The organism is Bradyrhizobium sp. CB82 (assembly GCF_029714405.1).
Classification (GTDB): Bacteria; Pseudomonadota; Alphaproteobacteria; order Rhizobiales; family Xanthobacteraceae; genus Bradyrhizobium.
This window is the reverse complement of sequence record NZ_CP121650.1, coordinates 7,806,293-7,822,642: the sequence shown is the minus strand read 5'-3', so window position 1 is coordinate 7,822,642 and position 16,350 is coordinate 7,806,293. Positions and strand designations below refer to the sequence as shown.

The 16,350-nt window shown below is 59.4% G+C and carries 11 protein-coding genes and 3 pseudogenes; 8 read left to right on the top strand and 6 right to left on the bottom strand.

Features of this window, described 5'->3' with window-relative positions:
• Window positions 1-30: 30 nt before the first annotated feature.
• A pseudogene (locus tag QA640_RS37620) lies at window positions 31-342 on the bottom strand (sigma-54-dependent Fis family transcriptional regulator); the annotation flags it as partial.
• A 1,644-nt stretch (window positions 343-1,986) separates the two neighbouring features.
• Between QA640_RS37620 and QA640_RS37615 the strand changes: the two are divergent.
• The 5 genes and pseudogenes from QA640_RS37615 to QA640_RS37595 form a co-directional block, all read left to right on the top strand.
• Window positions 1,987-2,818 (top strand): annotated as a pseudogene (locus QA640_RS37615) (IS5 family transposase); the annotation flags it as partial.
• 74 nt (window positions 2,819-2,892) lie between these two features.
• Window positions 2,893-3,936: an IS110 family transposase gene (locus QA640_RS37610; RefSeq protein ID WP_283037763.1), complete on the top strand. Its 1,044-nt coding sequence runs from the start codon at window positions 2,893-2,895 to the stop codon at window positions 3,934-3,936.
• Between the two features lie 288 nt (window positions 3,937-4,224).
• Window positions 4,225-4,493 (top strand): annotated as a pseudogene (locus QA640_RS37605) (IS5/IS1182 family transposase); the annotation flags it as partial.
• A 498-nt stretch (window positions 4,494-4,991) separates the two neighbouring features.
• A complete protein-coding gene (locus tag QA640_RS37600) occupies window positions 4,992-6,344 on the top strand; it encodes an LLM class flavin-dependent oxidoreductase (RefSeq protein ID WP_283037762.1) in 1,353 nt (450 codons plus the stop codon).
• A gap of 301 nt (window positions 6,345-6,645) precedes the next feature.
• On the top strand, window positions 6,646-7,506 hold the full coding sequence (locus QA640_RS37595) for a MaoC/PaaZ C-terminal domain-containing protein (protein WP_283037761.1): 861 nt from the start codon (window positions 6,646-6,648) through the stop codon (window positions 7,504-7,506).
• An 809-nt stretch (window positions 7,507-8,315) separates the two neighbouring features.
• Here the strand turns inward: QA640_RS37595 and QA640_RS37590 are convergent.
• Window positions 8,316-8,528 (bottom strand): hypothetical protein, encoded by a 213-nt coding sequence (locus QA640_RS37590; protein ID WP_283037760.1) that lies wholly within the window; start codon window positions 8,526-8,528, stop codon window positions 8,316-8,318.
• A 471-nt stretch (window positions 8,529-8,999) separates the two neighbouring features.
• On the opposite strand from QA640_RS37590, the gene istA reads away from it, so the two are divergent.
• Entirely contained in the window at window positions 9,000-10,514 is a 1,515-nt protein-coding gene (gene istA / locus QA640_RS37585; RefSeq protein WP_283037759.1) for an IS21 family transposase, read from the top strand.
• 14 nt (window positions 10,515-10,528) lie between these two features.
• Window positions 10,529-11,338 (top strand): IS21-like element helper ATPase IstB, encoded by an 810-nt coding sequence (gene istB, locus QA640_RS37580; RefSeq protein WP_283037758.1) that lies wholly within the window; start codon window positions 10,529-10,531, stop codon window positions 11,336-11,338.
• A gap of 273 nt (window positions 11,339-11,611) precedes the next feature.
• On the opposite strand, the gene QA640_RS37575 is transcribed toward istB, so the two are convergent.
• The 4 genes from QA640_RS37575 to QA640_RS37560 form a co-directional block, all read right to left on the bottom strand.
• On the bottom strand, window positions 11,612-12,685 hold the full coding sequence (locus tag QA640_RS37575) for an aminotransferase class I/II-fold pyridoxal phosphate-dependent enzyme (protein WP_349253663.1): 1,074 nt from the start codon (window positions 12,683-12,685) through the stop codon (window positions 11,612-11,614).
• A gap of 904 nt (window positions 12,686-13,589) precedes the next feature.
• Entirely contained in the window at window positions 13,590-13,883 is a 294-nt protein-coding gene (locus QA640_RS37570; protein ID WP_283043009.1) for a group II intron maturase-specific domain-containing protein, read from the bottom strand.
• A 109-nt stretch (window positions 13,884-13,992) separates the two neighbouring features.
• Window positions 13,993-14,133, bottom strand: a complete 141-nt coding sequence (locus QA640_RS37565) for a hypothetical protein (RefSeq protein WP_283037756.1) — start codon at window positions 14,131-14,133, stop codon at window positions 13,993-13,995.
• Window positions 14,134-14,192: 59 nt separating this feature from the next.
• Window positions 14,193-14,474: a helix-turn-helix domain-containing protein gene (locus QA640_RS37560; RefSeq protein ID WP_283037727.1), complete on the bottom strand. Its 282-nt coding sequence runs from the start codon at window positions 14,472-14,474 to the stop codon at window positions 14,193-14,195.
• Window positions 14,475-14,512: 38 nt separating this feature from the next.
• Here QA640_RS37560 and QA640_RS37555 point away from each other — a divergent pair, with 38 nt between their 5' ends.
• Window positions 14,513-15,643 carry an IS630 family transposase gene (locus QA640_RS37555; protein WP_283037726.1) on the top strand — a complete coding sequence of 377 codons (1,131 nt, stop codon included), beginning with the start codon at window positions 14,513-14,515 and terminating at the stop codon, window positions 15,641-15,643.
• Window positions 15,644-16,350: the final 707 nt, after the last annotated feature.

Here is a 16,350-nt window from a genome sequence, read left to right as displayed (position 1 = left end):
CGGATATTTCAGCCCGGCAACCGTTACGAAAATTACTGCGATCAGCTCCAGTTCTGGCGCGAGATATTCCTTGGCGCCGGCATGGATCGCGGCGGCCGCGGCGCGGGCGTCGTTGGTGATGCCGCAGGATCGGCACGTGAGTGTGCTCGGCCTCGAGCCGCATTACGAGGTCGCGGATGTCGAGCCCGACATGGACCAAGAGCAGGTCGGCGCCCTTGCCGCCGCGCAATACTCACATCGCCAGTTCATGATCCTCGGTCTGGGCGACGCGCCATGGTAGATGGCGATCTTGATAGCCGTCGCGTGCTGGCCCTTCAAGGTGCCAACAATGAGAAGCCGCATGCTATTATCTTATACGTCTGTTCGCGTTGTCCACGAGGCGAGTCTATGAAATGTCACAATAGCTTTGCATCGTCATGCTGACGCCGAGCTTGTCTTGGCGCGGAGGAGACGAATGACCGTCAGCAAACGAGCTGCGGCAGCTGATCGAGAAGCACAACAGCGCGTCGAGCCCGTTTGAAGACTCCGTCCTTATCACCGGTCAGTTAGAAGAGGCGCGGTACATGTTGGACCTGGAGGCCAAGAAGTTTCCGGACGAGTAGGTCGACGCCTTCGAATTGTAGCGAGCGCTTCGCGCTAGCCTCGAGGATAGTGCCCACGGCGGACGGAGACATGACCCGGACCGTCGTCTTCGTCTTTGGCTGGAGGTGCTGGAATACACTGGATAAGCCGGAAAAATGCAGGATTTTGGCGCGAACGTGGGTCTTGTTGCATTAATCGATCAAACAAAACGCTCCACATGTGAAGCCGAGACGATACAGTCAGGTAAGAAAGGAGATTGCTCGTTCGTACAGTGTTGGTCGGAGCAAAGGCGTCCAAAGCGCTGGCAAAGTCAGTGTGCCGCCCTAGCCCGAACAGGGGACAACGCGGATGTGAGATATAATGTTCGAACGCGATGGTGACTTGATCGCTCAACTTCTGCTTTACGCAATCCTGTTGCTTATTCTCGCGTCTCTGATGATTGCTGCATGGCAGACCGCAGGATGACCGAAACCGATCGCCGGATGACTAGAACCGATCGCTGCGAGTTGCTGGGGGGTGATCGAGCGCGATCGTGGCAGGGAATTTGGGTTCGGGCGGCAACACTCTCTGCTGCGTAACAATCGGTCCGTGCCCCGTAGATGCAATTTCAGGTTCGGGCCCGAATGTCAGCCCCGAACAAGGTCGCGCTCTTCATCGACGGCGCCCATCTCCATGCAACCGCGAACCAGAGCTGTGAAAGCTGGCATGGCCCCATGCGTGCGGCCTTCTAACTGTCCAGGCAGCCTCGTTCACAGACTTTACAAACTTGCATTTTAGAGGGGTCCAAGGGCACAGCCCCAGCCGGGGATTAACCCAGGCTCAACGAACTGTGACGGGTATTGGTGCCGGCCGGCTACGCGTTGCAACTAGAAATGCAGATGGGAGCGGCGGATGCGAAGTCATCCGGTACCCTTTCGAAGAAAGGTGGATTCGCGCAATTATGGCGCAGGGCAGGAGGGAGCTTTCGATCAAAGTCGGGTTGATGATCAATGTGTGTGTCATTATCGCTTGGGAGCCGGCCTACGCGGCGCGTAGAACACCAGTTTTGCGCAAACGCCGCAGGCAAACAGTGCCCACGCGAGGTGGGCAAGGTGCCACACGGCGGTCGCGATTCGATCGGGGCGCACCCGCGCCCAGATCTGGGCCGCGTGTCTTGGTGGATGATGGTCGCTTGACTCCCTGCACGAGCCTCGAAATGCCCACGAATTATCAACGTTCGCGGAGGGAGGCTAGATCAGTCGTCCGTTAAGAGCGGCTAAGCGATTGAGTTGGAATCGCATTTGTCGTTGGTGGACTGTTGCGATTGCAGGGTTTTGATGCTTCGGTCGTCGGAACCTTGCAGTTTCCTTTTCAAGATTCCGTCGAATCGCCAATCATGATTCCATCGTCGCATCGGAGGTGGCGATGCGATCGAAGAAGCACAGGACGACGGGATCGGGCGATCTGTTCCGGGCCAGGCTGGACCAGATCTTCAATATGAAGCATGAGCTGGTTCAACTCGCCGGCAAGGTCGATTGGGACTGGATCGACGGCGAGATCGCGTCGCTCTATAGCGAGAATGGTCGGCCGGGCATCGCGACCCGCTTCATGATCGGCTGCTGCTGCTCAAGCACATTTACGGCCTGTCCGATGAGGGGGTGTGCGAGCGCTGGGTGCACGACCCGTATTTCCAGTACTTCACCGGCGAAGAGTTCTTTCAGCACGCGTTCCCGCACGAGCGCTCGGACCTAAGCCGCAAGCGGCTCGGCGACAAGCTGGAGCTGTTGCTGGCCGAGAGCTTGCGGGTGGCGCACGAGGCCGGCGCGTTACGCAGCCAGAACCTCAAGCGGGTCAGGGTCGATACCACCGTGCAGCCGAAGGCCATCACCTTCCCGCGGATGCCAAGCTGCTGCACGCGGATCAAGGGGCTCAGTCGCCTGGCGAGGAAGCATCGGGTCAAGTTGCGGCAGTCCTATCTTCGCATTACCAAGACCGCGGCGATGATGGCGGGGCGCTACGCCCATGCCAAGCAATTCAAGCGGCATCAGCGGCAGTTGCGCATCCTGCGCAGCCGGCTGGGCAGGATCATCCGCGATATCCGATCGAAGGTCAGGCCGTGCTCGAGAACGCCTTCGCCCTCCCGCTCAGCCGGGCCTCGCAGATCCGCTCGCAGCAGCAGCGCCAGCGCGGCTGGAAGCTCTATTCCTTTCACGCCCCGGAGGTGGAGTGCATCGGCAAGGGTAAAGCAGCCGCGCCTTGCGAGTTAATGGCATGGACCACGCCCGCTCTCAGCGGCAACATAGAGCCCCGGCAAGAGAAGGAGCGCGTACCATGTCCCATACGAACATTGTCACGATCGGCATCGATCTAGGCAAGAACACATTCCATGTGGTGGGGTTCGATGCCACGGGTGCAATCATCCTACGCAAGAAGCGATCGAGAAATCAGCTTGAGCAGTCGCTGGCTAATGTTCCGCCCTGCCTGATCGGAATGGAGGCCTGTGCAGGAGCACACCACCTCGGTCGCAAGCTCGAGAAATTAGGCCATCAAGTACGGCTCTTGCCGGCACAGTATGTGAAGCCATACCTCAAGGGCCACAAAAATGACTTCCGTGATGCCGAAGCCATCGCAGAGGCGGCGCAGCGCCCGACCATGCGTTTCGTCCCGTTGAAATCGGCCGAGCAACTTGACTTGCAAGCGCTGCACAGAGTTCGCAGTCGATTGGTGACAGAGAGAACCGCGGTCATCAATCAAATCCGAGGTTTTTTGCTTGAGCGAGGGCTGCCAGTTCGGCAGGGAGCGGCAGCACTCCGATTGGCACTTCCACAGATTCTCTCGATGCTCTCGGATAACCTGTCGCCTCGAGTGGTTCGGCTCATTCAGGACCTGGCCGAAGACTGGTGCTTTCTCGAGCGGCGGGTCGCATCGATCACGAAGGAAATCGACGAACTCGCTGATCAAGACGCACACTGTCGCCGCCTGATGAGTGCGCCGGGTGTCGGACCAATTATCTCAAGTGCGATGATCGCCGCGATCGGAACTGGTGATGCCTTCCATAAGGGCCGCGACTTTGCAGCATGTCTTGGCCTCGTAGCGAAACAAATCTCGACCGGCGATCGAACCATTCTCGGCCGCATATCGAGGCGTGGCAACCGGTACCTGCGAACGCTGTTCATTCAAGGGGCCAGAGCCGTACTTCTAAGGCGTCAGAGTTGGCCCAGGCATGGCTTCGGAGCCTGGTTGGAAGCAGCATCCAAGCGGCTCCACTCGAATGTACTGGTTGTCGCCCTGGCCGCAAAACTCGCGCGCCTAGCCTGGAGTATCCTCGCAAAGGGCCGTGATTACGACGCCAACTTCGTGGGCCACGCCGCGTAAGACACGGCCGGGAAGGAAGAAGATCCCACGGTCCAACCGGAAAGGCACAATATCCCGCCGAGGTTTGCGAGACGGAAAGGACGAATGGAGCAACGGTTGCACCGACACTTCTGAAGCCTGGTTCGACGCCATGGCCCTTCTTGAGGCCGGCGAGTTATTGAGGACAGAAGTGGGCGGATATCCATAATGGCTCGAGGCGAGAGCCTCAAATCGAAGCCGGATAGATTGGCGCAGACCGCTACATCCCTTTGTCGATTCCTCTTGCAACGCGGGCGTGGTCCATAGATCGGCGTCAAAGCCTCCATCGTCACCAACAACCGCCGTGCTCCCGGTGACCTGTTCGTGCTGCGCGCCAGGGCGCTACCCGATAACCCGTACGACGGTCACACCTTGCGGGACGTCATCGACCACACGACACTCACCGGCTGCGCGATCGAGCGGGCCTATGTCGACAAAGGATACCGCGGCCACGACGCACAAAATCCCCGCCGAATCTTCATCTCTGGCCAGAAGCGCGGCGTCTTCGGTGCCATCAAAGCGAGCTGCGGCGCCGCTCCCCCGGATGGGCTCAATCGTCCGCCGAATTGCTCGTCAAGAACGGATACTGGCGGCGAAATAGGACGTCCAACCGCAGCTCAGCGTTCGGACCGTTCGCTTAGCAGACTTTGGTTTTGAAGGTAAGTACTGACGGCCGCTTACGGTCACTACTAATTCTAGTAATTGCCCTAGACAACGAAAGCATTCCATCTATCGCTCGATAAAGGACGGCCGGTCAGACGCGACTAATACAAGGACTTCGGCATACAACATCAACCACATTCTGTCCTCGCTAAGACCCAGATCGCTGCCCTGGCTCGTAAGGTAAAAATCAGGCGAGCTCAGGTCGGAGATGGCATCCGTTTCAGCTCCTTGGAATCTGCAGCTGCTGTCGGAAAGCACACTTCGAGATCTGAATTGGCGGCGAAAAGTTGAGCGTTGAAGCATGTAGGGCCAATAAACGCGACCCACCAGTTGAATACCGTCGCGAGAATAGTCCAATTCAAGGAAGGTACGATATGCGGCGTAACGATGAAATGAAGCTCGGACTGTTGCTCGCTCAGGCGGGAGCTCACGAAGGTGCATGGCGCGCTCCCGGCGTGCCTGCAAACGGCGGAGTCGATATCGACCATTATGCTCATCTGACAGCACTCGCTGAGGGTGCGGCATTTCATTTCGTATTTCTTGCCGATAGCCCATGCATATCAGAGAGAGACTACCTACAGATAGCTCGCGTAGGTCGAAACGATGGGTTCGAGCCGATTACGCTTTTGTCGGCGCTTTCATCGAAAACACAGAACATCGGCCTCGTGGGGACGGCGACAACCACGTACCACCAGCCATATCATCTTGCACGCATGTTCGCATCACTCGACCACCTGTCGAGAGGACGTGCGGCCTGGAATATTGTTATCTCGGAAGTGAAGTTCGAAGCCCCCAATTTTGGCGATGACGAGCTAGCAGATCATGACGCGCGCTTTGCTCGAGCGAGAGAATTTGTAGAAGTCGTGCAGGGGCTTTGGGACTCGTGGGAAGACGACGCTTTCATTCGCGACAAACAAAGTGGTATTTTCGCTGACCCCACGAAGCTGCATTTGCTTGATCACCGTGGGAACCATTTCTCGGTCAGAGGCCCGCTGAACATCGCGCGGCCGCCTCAAGGGTATCCCGTGTTGGTTCAGGCTGGCGCATCGGATGACGGAATGCAGTTCGGTGCAGAAGTCGGCGAGGTCGTGTTCACCGCCGCGCCTTTTTTAGAGAACGCAAAAAGATATTACGCAACTCTCAAGGAGAAGGCCCGCGGACTGGGGCGGGAGGACGATCAGGTGATCGTCATGCCGGGCATTGTCCCAATTGTCGGGCGGACTAAGCAAGAAGCGTCTGAGAAGCTTCAAAGATTACAATCGGACACGCACATCGACGTGGAGATTGGATTGGCCGAGCATTTGCTGGGGTTTGACGTACGTTTAATGGACCTCGATTCGTTGGTCCCGGAGACTTTACCGCAGACGAATTTCATCCAGAGTACTCAGAAGCTGATCCTTGACTTGGCCGTACGCGAGAGATTCACCTGGAGACAACTGTTCCGTTGGGTATCGGACAGCAAAGGCCAGCTCATGGTCGTTGGAACGCCAGACGAAATCGCTAACGTCATGGTGGATGGATTTGATCAACGTGCCGCTGATGGATTCAATGTGATGCCGGCGGCCGTTCCCGGCGGACTCAAAGATTTTGTTGATCTTGTCATTCCCGAATTGCGACGACGAGGCAAATTCAGGTCCAGATATGCCGGACAAACACTAAGAGAGAATCTCTGTCTCAAGCGACCACTCAATCGGTTCGAGCTGGCAGGCGTAAGTACTCGTCGGTGAACGTGCGCAGAGGATCACGGCCGTAGGCTTTGACGCTGCAAGCATTGCCGGATTGGATAATCGAAATTAAAAACTTTGGAGGCCGGAGGTCGGCAGCGGAGCTGTCTGCTGGCAGCGCGACACGCCCAACCCCATGACATCCGAGGTCTGTTCTCGCGCGCGACGTCGGACATGTATCGAGCCCCGGGTTCCGCAACACGGGAGGCTCATGAAGCTCGTTGATGGCGTAACCAGCATGAGCGCGCGAACTCAGCTCCTGCTACCCTGCCTGACGCCAGGGACAGCAATAAGGAAAGAGCACATGCCAATTGACTATCCCGCGGTACTCCATCTCAAAACCCAAGCCGCTAACTATTCGTGGACCGATCGTGAGGTGATGCTTTATGCGCTTGGCATCGGCATGGGTTCAGATCCCCTAAACGAAAGGGAGCTGCAGTTTGTCAACGAGGTATATGCAACGCCCAAGGCGCTGAAGGTGGTTCCGACATTCGCCTCGGTCTGCGTTTGGGGGGCTCGACCCGGAGTCATCGACCTGAACCGCGTCATGGCGGTTGATGGCGAACGGGATATCATATTTCACAAGACGATACCTGTAGCTGCCAGCGTTACGGCGGATGCGTGCGTACGCGGCGTGTACGACAAGGGCAAGGCGAAAGGCGCCATCATTCAGGACGAAGTCGTCGTCCGAGATTGCGATGGCGATAAGATTGTTACTATACTCTCTTCGACCTTCGCCAGGGGCGACGGTGGTTTTGGCGGACCATCAGAGGGAATGCCCGAGCCGCACCAGGTACCCTGTCGAGCGCCGGACAGATCCATCGATGTACGGATCCGGCACGACCTAGCGCTGCTCTATCGTTTGTCGGGTGATCGAAATCCCTTGCATAGCGATCCGGAATTCGCGCGTCTGGCCGGTTTTCCCAATCCCGTTCTCCATGGGATGTGCACGTATGGACTGACCTGCAGGGCCGTACTGCAGACGTATGCGGACTACGATCCCTCAGCCTTCCATCGTCATCGTGTCCGCTTTACTGCCCCAGTGTTCCCGGGCGAGATCATTACGGTTAATCTGTGGAAGGATGGCAATTCGGTTTCGTTCGAAGCTTATGTTCGAGAGCGTCAAGTTACAATCGCCAGGCATGGGCAGACGCTGCTGAACTGAGCCTTTCCGAACGCGCTTCGGAAAAAAGAGTGCACCTCGCAGCGTTTCTGGGCGTCCCACAAGGCTGAGGAACCACTGGGTGTTCAGCCGCGGAAGGTGAACCGTGGCTGCAGCGCCGGCGAGAAGCAGGAAAAGATATCGACAATCGTGAGCTCGCGGAGGTTGTCCCGTCCTGATAGTGAATAAAATCATCGCCCAGGTCTCGTTCGACCGTGTTGCAGGCCTGCGATGATCCTGCAATTTGGTCTTGACCCGACGCTTCGGCGATTTGTTGCGTAATTGCAGGCCCAATTCGCGCTAGATGCGGCGTGTCCTGTTCTTGACATGGCCCCAACCCTCATTGCGAAGCCGGACGTGAACACGACGATAGCCGCAGCCGACGCGGACATAGCAGACCTCCTTGATCCGTTGCAGCCGAGCCGGAGCGACGCGACTTGCAGTAGGAGATCGATCTTCGCGCAGGCCCGGCGGATCGACACCTCTCGTTCACTGCAAACCTCGTCGAGGCGTGCGCTTCCCGCCAGGCTTCTAACTTTCGGCGGATCACTGCAGAATCCCTTTGTCGAGCGACAAACCGGGCACCAACTTCTTCAACTTCGCGTTCTCGTTCTCGAGATTCTTCAGCCGTCGTATCTCGGTCGGTAGAAGCCCGTCATACTTCCGCGGTTCTGGTCCATCCGAGCACCGCACCTTTCTCGCCGTCAGTCGACTGGAGCGGCACTCCCATTGTGTATGTAGCACGATGGCTACGTAGACCGTGCCACCGATGCGCCGGAAGTCGGCAAACGTGGCGGTCCCGATCGGATTTTCTAGTCACCAAACTCCTCGCAGCGCACACCGGGAAAGCGGCAATCATCCATTGCGCAGAAGAACTGGAGCGCGCCGGACTGCGGCTCCCCTGTTTTTCGAATGCGACGTGAGCCGCCCAGATTCTCTCCTGTTAAAAAAATCATTACTAATCCGACTGCCTTGCTCGCCTTTGAAAAAGTGCTGCGCGTCGCCATCGGCGTTTCGCTTGCCATGCTTTACGCGCTGGATCAGCCCATCCTATCCCCCTGTCATGCCGACGATTTGGGGAGAAACGAGTTCAGATCAGCCGCGTCCGATTGGCATTGATGAGCGGAGCGTCACTGCGGTCCAACATCTCGGAACGGTACGTGCAGGCGGCTCACTACAAGCAGGTCGTAGTGTTCAGCATGTGCATAGCACGTCGTTATTGACATGGCACGAAACTACTTATCTTCTGTCGGTCTGGCCGCAGCTTCATGGTGGAATTGATGAGTCTGGAGCTAGCTGCGCGCTACGATTGATTGCGACCACCCGCTACGATGGATCGCGACCAGCCGCTACGATTGATCGCGACCACCCATTCCGGGCGATCGCGACCAGCCTGTGGACGGGTGTGATGGAGGCCGTTGGGTAATCCGCGAATCGGCATGGCTTCGCTCCTTTTCCACAAGGAGCGGGGGGCAATGCCTAGACCGAGATTACCCATGCGCAAGATCCGTGACGTGCTGCGGCTGTCCGCAGCCGGTATGTCCAAACGCAAGATCGCCGCCAGCCTCGGGGTGAGCGCGACGGCCGCCGGGGAGTGCATCCGGCGGGCGCGGCGTGCCGGCCTCGCCTGGCCGCTGCCGGACGGCCTGAGTGACGAAGCTCTGGAGCGCCAGCTCTTCCCGCCGCCTGCGGTCGTGGCCAAGGATCGGCGGCCGCAGCCGGACTGGGCGGCTATTCACCGCGAACTGCGCCGGCCGGGGGTGACGCTGCAGCTGTTATGGGAGGAGCATCGCGCCGTCCACCCCGATGGTTACGGCATCAGCCGCTACTGTGAACTCTATCGCGCCTGGGAGGCGCGGCTGTCGCCGACCATGCGGCAGAGCCACGTCGCTGGCGAGCGCATGTTTGTCGATTACGCCGGCACGACGCTTGCGGTGATCGACGCATCGACCGGCGAAGCGATGACGGCGCAGCTGTTCGTCGCCGTGCTCGGTGCATCGAGCCTCACATACGCCGAGGCCAGCTGGACGCAGGGGCTGTCCGACTGGATCGGTTCGCACACGCGCACTTTTGCATTCATGGGCGGGGTTCCGGCGACGGTGGTGTGCGACAATCTGCGATCGGGCATCACCAAAGCGTGCTTCTATGAACCGGCGGTCAATCGCAGCTACGCCGAGATGGCGGCTCACTACAGCACCACAATTCTGCCGGCGCGGCCGTATCGGCCTCGGGATAAAGCTAAGGCCGAAGTTGGAGTCCAAGTCGCGACCCGCTTCATCATCGCCAAGCTACGCAACCGGCAATTCTTCTCGCTCACGGCATTGAACGCGGCCATTGCCGAGCTGGTCACGCAGATCAATGACCGCATGTCGCGGCACCTCGGTGCGAGCCGCCGCGCGCTCTTCGAGGAGCTGGAGCGCCCAGCCCTCAAGCCGTTGCCGGCCGAGCTCTATGTTTTTGCCGAATGGAAGGAATGCAGGGTCGGGCTCGACTACCACGTCGAGATCGAGAAGCACTACTACTCGGTGCCGCACCAGTTGCTGCGCGAGACGATTTGGGCGCGTATCACCGCACGCACGATCGAAGTCTTCCACCGCGGCCAACGCGTCGCCGCCCATGTGCGCTCATCCTCGAATCGCAAGCACACGACGGTGCGCGAGCACATGCCATCGAGCCATCGACGCTATGCCGACTGGACGCCGGAGCGACTGCGGCGGCAGGCCGAAGAGATCGGGCGCCACACCTCGGCGCTCGTCGAGATCATCCTGCAGGAGCGCACGCATCCCGAGCAAGGCTTCCGCGCCTGCGTCGGCATCCTGCGGCTCGCCAAAAGCTATGGCCGCGAACGGCTCGAAGCCGCCTGCAGTCGTGCGCTCGAGATCGGTGCGCGCTCCTATAGCTCAGTCAACTCGATCCTGAAGAACAACCTCGATCGCCAGCGGCCTGCAACGTCCGCGGACGGGCCGGCGATAGCGCACGACAATATCCGCGGCCCAACCTACTTCCATTGAGGAGATGACGACTGATGCTCACACACCCCACCCTCGACCAGCTCAGAGCGCTCAAGCTCGACGGCATGGCGCAGGCTTTCGTCGAGCTCGAAGCGCAAGAGGAGACCCGCGATCTCGCGCACGCCGAATGGTTGGCGCTGCTGCTCGACCGCGAGGCCGCCAATCGCAACACCCGCCGCTTCCAGACCCGACTGCGTGCCGCTCGGCTGCGTCACAGCCAAGCCGCAATCGAGGACGTCGATTACCGGACGCCGCGCCGGCTCGACAAAGCGCTGTTCCAGCAATTGGCAACGTGCCGCTGGATCGCCGAGCACCGCGGATTGCTGATCAGCGGCCCGTGCGGCGTGGGCAAGTCGTGGCTATCCTGCGCGCTCGCGCAGAAGGCCTGCCGCGATGGCTACACAGTCCACTACGCCCGCGTGCCACGGCTGTTCGCCGATCTCGATCTCGCCCACGGTGACGGCCGCTTCGCGCGGCTATTCCGGATGCTGGTCAAGGTCGATTTGCTCGTCCTTGACGATTGGGGACCCGACCGCCTCTCAGCCAGCCAGCGGCGCGATCTCATGGAGATCGTCGAGGACCGTCATGGCCGCGGCTCCATCCTCATCACCAGCCAACTCCCCGTGGCAACTTGGCATGAGGTTATTGGCGAGCCCACTCTTGGCGATGCGATATTGGATCGCATTGTCCACAATGCCTACCGGCTCGAACTCGACGGCCCGTCGATGCGCAAGATCAAAGTCGCCGAAGCAATCGAGCCGCTGGCGCAGCCCGCGACACCAACCGCAGCGGATGGCATACCGTCGAGGGGAGCCAAGAAATGACACGCAGATCCGTCATCCCGGCCGCCCCCGTGGGTCAACAGGGACCTCCCGCGCGCGCCGCTGCGTCAGCCGTGGGGGCACTCCGCAGCGCGCGCGGGTCCCTCCTGTTGACTACGGGGACCGCCTCCACCCCGCTTGACGCCACGCGAGAATACTGAGAATCACCAAGTGTTGCCCAACGGCGCCTTCATACTGGGTAGCGGGTGGTCGCGATGCGTCGTAGCGGGTGGTCGCGATCGTCGTAATGCGCAGCTAGCAGTTCTCCCGGAAGAATCACCTGAGAGGGTACGGCTTTCCCGTGCTTTCGGCTACTTTTTGCAAGATCGCGTCGCACAGTCGCTCTATGTCGCGAACCTCATGCTCCGCTGTAATGCACAACCAAAGTCCCGCCTTTCCATGCCTGACACTTGGGATGGTATGGAAGCCGCAGTCGAGAAGCCCTCTAGCGATTGCAATCGCATTGGCCTCCGATCCGACAGTGATGTTTCTGATCGGAAGTGCATTGCCCTGCTCGGCGGTCGCAATGCGACGGTCGAAGACGTGGATCCGTTGCGCCAACCGCCGCTGCCGCCGGCCGAGTTCTGCCGAGCGGTGAATTTTACACGACCCAAGCGCCGCACCAACTGCAGCAAGATTTGGCGCCTCAGAAAATGCATACGGAATGGAATATCGTCGAAACAGCGCCTCGTGATCCGCCACTCCAAGCATCAATACGCCGCCCGATGCGCCGAATCCCTTGGCGAGAGAGGCTGCTATAATCGTTCGGCCACCGAGCACTTCAGGAAACTGAGAGCGAGCAAATCCTTCGCCTTTGCGTCCGAAGATCGATATACCGTGAGCATCGTCAATATAGAGAAAGAGACCATACCGTTCCTGGAGCTGACGCAGTTCCTTCATCGGTGAATAGCCTCCCATGGAGTAAACACCATCGCACACATAGGCCACCACGGGATTTTCGCGGCACAAGCGTTCAAGAGCGTCTAGGTCGTTGTGCAAGATCGCTTTCACCCGGGTTTCATCAGTCGCCAACGGCTTGTGATAGGCAAGCGAGATGCGTGCAGATCGATCGAACACGATGAGCGGCCTCCTGCCGCCCGTCAATTGACCCGAAGCAAGGATGGGCATCGCCCCCAGATTGGCGAGCATGCCACTGGAAAAAGCGAGCACACGGGCGCGAAAAATCTCAGAGAGGCCTTCTTCAAGCTCTCCCAGAAGATCGAAATTGAGTCGCGTCCGGGCGCTGGGCCAATGCAATGACCGATGCGACTCGATCGCCTCGATTGCTCCGGCGACGATCATCGGATGATTGTCGAGGCCAAGGTAAGAGCATCGCGCAAAATCAATCACACGCGGACAGCCGTCAAGTAGACCGTTGCCCCAGGCAACAGCGCATCCGGTCGCAGAGCGTCCATGGGCGGCCATGAGACTAGCGATCGGGACTGTATCGAAATATGGCCTGCTCTCGCTGATCGCGTGGGCAGTGTTCCGAAACAGTCCACTTGGGCGACCGCCTTCGGTGGGAGCGATCGGCTGTTGCATTTCATTCTTCATTGTTAATGTGTTCCGACCGCTCAGCTGCGCCCGCTCGCCGTCAGGCTTAGCGGCTGGACTGCAGGTCTCTGTACAAATCTTATGGGCAGCTCGTTCGGCCCTTGGTTCCAACGAACTAAATCACCAGGCTGCCTCGCTTGGGTAGCTACCAAATCAAGCAGGGCGAAGTCGCGTGGCCACTTATCGCAACCATAGCACCGTCGAGCGATCGCGAAGGATTGTTTGGTATGCGGCTTGGCGCCTTTTCTCGGCAGCAGCATCGTGGATGCGATCCGGATCGTAAGGAGTACGAATTTCACTTTCAAAGGAGTGCAGCCGGCGCGTCATCGCCTTTCTGACGGGCTGTGATGACGAAGCGGACGAGAGATCCCAGAGCTGGTCCCGGTTGTCTGAACTTAGTTTCCGCGTCGATAGGTGGAGCCTGTGCCGGGGTTAGGCGGCCATGCGGAGTGGCAGCGAGGTGAACTAGGCTTGATCCGGCGTGCTGCCGTCAAGACTCGAATGGGGACGCCTGCTGTTATAGAAGTGTCAATGGAGTAAGAAGCGCATAAGCGCTTCTCCTCCCCGAACCGTACGGGCACCTTTCAGCGCATACGGCTCTCCGTTCAGGTCTGGCCCATAGCCATTGCGACATCCTGATATCGCGAGGTAATGGTCTTCCTGGGCTCCTCCCTGAAGATGTAGGGATTTGCTTCCGGATTCACCATCGGAACTGCCCCTTTGGAATGGAAACCAATCGGTGCAATGCTTTCCCGACACGATGGCCTCGTTCCCTGACCCCGTGGACAAACCAGGTCTTGGCCTGCCCAGCGACTGGTGCTCGATACCAGCTCCGCATCAATGGTTTGATGCGGCTCCGACACTTTCTCGCCAGCCAGTGCGCCATTTTCCAGAACACGACATGATCGACGTGCCGGAACGTGGTTGCAGTGAAGTCCGTGTACTTGTAGAAGGCCGCCCGGCCCCGCAGTTGGCGGTTCAGGCGGTCCACCATATCGACCTTGGCAAGATCATGGTCACCATCGAAGCGCAAGCTGCGAGAGATCTACTGCACGCTTGATCCGGTAGTATTGCTGGCAAGCATGCGCGAGGCACAAAACGAACTAGGGAACCGCCTCGATGAGCGGGCTGGAATGCCAGGGATAACGGCCGCACCACGGCAGATTGATTTGGTAGCCTTTGCCCGAGAGCTTGGCGAGGGCGAGCAGCGCAGTAGCGAGCAGCGGCTTGCGGTGATTGGGCAAGGACACTTGTCGCGATTGGAATCCAGGACACGGAGCGTGCGTCGGCACCTAGTAGTTCATCACAGTGATTTTGACGTTTTGATGCCGAGCCATTCGAGGATGAGCAAGTTTTCGGGTGGCAAAAGAATCTCGATGCTCCGGGGAACACCGGGCTGACGGCGAATGAAGCCGTTTCGTTCGAGGGTGACGATCATCTGGTGGACCGACGGCGGGCTGACGCGGAAATGGCGCTGCATGTCGGTTTCGGCGGGTGGGCGTCCGAACATGTGCGCGTAGGTGTAGATAAAGGCCAGGTAGTGCCCCTGCTTCTCCGTGAAGCGCGTGCCTGATTTTTGACTCATCGCTGGATTCGTCCGGGCCTCCGACAAGGAGGCGAAGCATGAATGTACGTTATCGGGTCGAATTGAGCCAAATCGAGCGGGACGAACTGACGGCGATGCGCGGCGGCGGCAAGCATGCCGCCCGCAAGCTCAAGCGGGCGCAGATTTTGCTGGCGGCCGATGCCGGTAGTTGCGACGCGGAGATTGTCCGAACCGTCCGGGTCAGCCTGTCCAGCGTCGGCCGGACCAAGCGCCGCTTCGTGGAAGGCAATCTGGAGCGGGCCTTGAGCGAGGAGCCGCGTCCGGGCGCAGAGCGCAAGCTGACCGGCAGGGAGGAGGCCCTGCTGGTGGCGACGGCATGCGCCAAGCCGCCCGCCGACCGCAAACGTTGGACGCTGACGCTGCTGGCCGACACGATCGTCAAGCTCACCGATCATGACAGCCTGTCGGGCGAGACCGTGCGTCGCCGGCTGGCCGAGAACGACCTCAAGCCATGGCGCAGGGACATGTGGTGCATCCCCCATGTCGATGGCGAATACGTCGCCCGCATGGAGGACGTGCTCGACCTCTACGCCGAGGCGCCGGATCCCGTCCGGCCGCTGGTCTGCTTCGACGAGACCCCCGTCCAGCTCATCGGCGAGGTCCGTCAGCCGATTCCAGCCGAGCCGGGACAGCGCGAGCGCTACGATTACGAGTACCGCCGCAACGGCACCGTCAATCTCTTCGTTACCTTCGACCCGCATCGTGGCTGGCGCAACGTCAAGGTTACAGACCGCCGCGCCGACGTGGACTACGCGCACTGCATGCGTGAACTCGTCGACATCCATTATCCCGACGCCGCCTGCATCCGTGTCGTTCAGGACAATCTGTCGATTCATACCGCCGGCGCGCTGTATCAAGCATTTGCGCCTGCCGAGGCCCGTCGCATCCTGCGCCGCCTCGAATTCCACTACACCCCGAAACACGCAAGTTGGCTCAACATGGTCGAGTGCGAGATCAGCGTGCTGCAGCGTCAATGTCTCGGCCGTCGCATCGACGACCCCAAAAGGCTCCGAAACGAGATCGCTGCATGGCAACGGCCGCGAAATAAAACCCGACAACGCATCAAGTGGATGTTCACAACCGACAAAGCCCGCGCCAAACTCCGCCGCGCCTATCCAACGACCTCCAAAGAGTCAAAACCACTGTGATAAACCACTAGTGTGAGCTCCGCGCTGCTAATCAGCTGTCGAGCGGCGTTCGATTGCCAGTTCTTCAGGCGACATAGAAAATTGCCACCCATATTGCCTCAGGTGAGAATGGAGGGCGCGCGTGTCGCGAGCGGCTTGCTCCTACTCGCGGCCACGATCCGCGTCATTCATCGGCACCGTATGTAAGGCGTAAGCCTGTCCACATCGGCCATCGATGCTCGACCCCTACGTTCTTATGATCCAAGAATGGCTCGCCCCGGTTCCGCACTATCCGCGGTCGACATCCTCTCCCGGCTCGAAACGCACGCATCCGGCCGGATCGCACGCCGACAGCTGCGCACCGGTTGGTAGACGCCTTTTGCAATCTGATGTCATCTGGTCATCCTTTGCGTAGTGACAGGTACACGCCTTATTGAATTTGATCGCGGACCCAGGGGCGATAATGCCGGCCGAGATGATTCGCGCGACGAAGGTTGTGCCCTTCCAATGACCGTGCATCGCAAGCCTCTTCTCCGTGTGCGCCTCAATGCAACTGGACCGCCGATCTCCACGAAGGGCTTCTCGATGCGCGTCGCCCCCGCTAGCGTTCGCGCGTCCGCAGCCGGCTTACACTCGCCGCCCGCACCCCATACAGTTCGTCCGCCTCTCGGTGTGCTGCGCCCGCCAAAACCGCGGTCAGAACCCGAACGCGTCCAGCGAAAAGAGCC